The organism is Oleiphilus sp. HI0066 (assembly GCF_001635725.1).
This window is the reverse complement of the sequence record NZ_LWFH01000561.1, coordinates 1-896: the sequence shown is the minus strand read 5'-3', so window position 1 is coordinate 896 and position 896 is coordinate 1. Positions and strand designations below refer to the sequence as shown.

Genomic DNA, 896 nt, shown 5'->3' with positions numbered 1-896 from the left:
TACGCATTCGCTTTTTAGGGTCAATATGTTTGCTGCGATTTGCAGCAAATAATTATCATTGGAATATTTGTTATCTATAAAAAAAGAAAAACCCCGCAGAGCGAGGTTTTTTTAGAGAGCTATCCGGCGATTATGAGGAAGCTGGAGAACACTGAAGAGCATCGATGAAAAATGGCTCAATTGGCGCGGCATCAATAGCATCGCTAACGGTAGTACTCGACACTTGAATTATTGTGCCGCCGCCAGTAGGGTTCAGCATGCCTAGAGCATAGCCTCCGAACTCTGTTGCTCTTGCCAATGTGGCGGCTTCGTCATCTATCACAGGACATGGGCCGCCATGAGACCCCGCTCCAGGTTTAAAGCGAATTACATTTCGATTTACAGTAACTGCTCCTGGATCCTCGATTGCAAAGTTATTCGCATCGAAATCAGTTGCCCCATCAGCTTGAACGATATTTGCTTCAATTAGTAACGGCTCTGCACCAGAAAGATAAGAGACCGATGCGTTAATTTCACTTGCAGCAATTGTCCCCGCCGGAGTTTGAAGAGTCCTACCAGGCACTTGCGAAACGGGAATTACTTGGTCGTTTGAAGCTGTGTAATATAGGACTTTTGTACCTTGCGCTTCATAGTCTCCAACGAAATTGATTGCATCAAAAGCATCTACAGAAGCTTGAATCGTGTTTAAAAACGCTTGATAGTTTGCTGTATCAGAAGTTAAACCGGCAGCAGCGAGTCCATCAACAATGTTGCCAGCAAAAGCGGGTGAGCTTTCAAAGAAGCGTGCAATACCACCGCCAGGAGTTGAGAAAAAAGCAGACTTAAAGTCGTCATTGGTATCGACCGTACCATTTGCTACAGCGACAGTAGCTTGAGCACTAATTGTGCCTAATGAG

1 protein-coding gene is annotated in these 896 nt (G+C 45.0%); it reads right to left on the bottom strand.

The window, feature by feature from the left end; all coding sequences use genetic code 11:
• Window positions 1-130 precede the first annotated feature (130 nt).
• Window positions 131-896, bottom strand: a 766-nt coding sequence (locus A3738_RS30755; protein WP_197473680.1) for a hypothetical protein, incomplete at its 5' end; no start/stop codon positions are given.